1 pseudogene is annotated in these 1,147 nt (G+C 55.2%); it reads right to left on the bottom strand.

The features are described 5' to 3' along the window. Positions 1-383 (bottom strand): annotated as a pseudogene (locus tag AC0L2K_RS34360) (phospholipase D-like domain-containing protein); the annotation flags it as partial. Between the last annotated feature and the right edge of the window lie 764 nt (positions 384-1,147).

Here is a 1,147-nt window from a genome sequence, read left to right as displayed (position 1 = left end):
ATTGCCGCGTGTTGCTGCTCTCCATAGCTCAATTCATCCTGCTTGTTCATAAAGACAGGCGAGACGCGATAAACAAATTCGCCGTCGAGTTCGGCATCGCGTGGGAAGTGAACCCATCGGAACTTCTGAATGGGTGACCTTAGGGTGGACATTCGATTTGGGTCGACCTTTCCACCAAGTCCTGGAAACGCGATGCGATTTTTGAGCGCGTAGAACCGGTCACCTCCCGGTTCCTTATACTCAATAGCAAAGCCCACAAATTCCTTTGGGGGCTTGCCCTCTTTCCAGTTCATCGCGATTAGGGCCATCCCGTCGCCCCTGTGCAACTTGAGCGAAAAGAGTGCGGCACTGTTCTTGCCACTTACCTGGAATTCTCCTGCCATATTCCCCTCCCGAAATGACCGTGCCTTTTCTGTTTTAGGTTCGTGTCTATGGGCACCCGCGGACCTGAAATGCCTCATTGAGAAGCGCAGCCAATCTTATCGCGCCCATGCCGAGCTGACGGTCGAGCATGCCGAGGCTCGACTTGCGGTATTTGCAATCAAAAAGAGCCGTATCCGCAACTTCCCCCGTAATCAAACTAGCCGTGAGATTGTTTCTGTTTTGTGACAGTCCTGAGGCGCCTCTGTGCCGCGCAAACTCTCGGCAGACCTATCTAATACGACAATGTGCGTCGATCGACGCCAAAACGCCAGCGTAAACAAACGTCAAACTCTGACCGGTGAGCAACAGTCTTATACACACAAATATCGCCGATCTTCATACTTCGTCTCTCGCCCCAACGCTGTTATTGTTGACGCTGGGGGAATCCTTGAGTTCAGGGCCATATCGGTCACCTCATTCAATCCGTTCGGCTGTGGAGATACGCAGGTTGGTGAGCGCGATGGCCGGAGACGTCTCGGTCGAAGGACGGATTTGCGCTTCGGCCGGCAAGTCGGCACAGATATCCATCCCGAGCACCCTTGCCGCGTTCTAGGGCTCGGATAAGATCGGACTGAAATGCTCGAGGCCGCCTGGTGACTGACCGTTCTCCTTCAAAAGCCCTTACACATGCCGGCGGCGTAGTCTTCCGCTCCCGCGACGGCGCGGTCGAGTTCCTGCTGGTCACTGCGCGCCGTCAGCCGGGCGAATGGGTGCTGCCTAAGGG

Source organism: Mesorhizobium sp. WSM4817 (genome assembly GCF_055811135.1).
Note: the sequence above shows the minus strand (reverse complement) of the source record. Positions and strands in the feature narration are given on the sequence as shown.